This window comes from Merdimmobilis hominis (assembly GCF_016901855.1).
GTDB lineage: Bacteria > Bacillota > Clostridia > Oscillospirales > Ruminococcaceae > Paludihabitans.
This window is the reverse complement of record NZ_JACJKY010000083.1, coordinates 1-301: the sequence shown is the minus strand read 5'-3', so window position 1 is coordinate 301 and position 301 is coordinate 1. Positions and strand designations below refer to the sequence as shown.

Annotated in this window: 1 pseudogene; it reads left to right on the top strand. The window is 49.8% G+C overall.

The features are described 5' to 3' along the window. Positions 1-301 (top strand): annotated as a pseudogene (locus tag H6A12_RS13175) (FIVAR domain-containing protein); the annotation flags it as partial.

Below are 301 nucleotides of genomic sequence, written 5' to 3'. Positions count from 1 at the left end.
GAAGCAAAAGAAGCATTGGTGAAACGCGGTGACAAAACAGCGCTGAACACCTTGATTGCGGAAGTGGAAGCGCTCAAAGAAGCAGACTACACAACAGCAACCTGGGCAGTTTTGATTGAGAAGCTGAATGCAGCGAAAGCAGTTGCAGGTGAACCGGATGCATCGCAGGATGCAGTCGATGCGGCATATGACGCACTGTTCGAAGCAAAAGAAGCATTGGTGAAACGCGGTGACAAAACAGCGCTGAACACCTTGATTGCGGAAGTGGAAGCGCTCAAAGAAGCAGACTACACAACAGCAA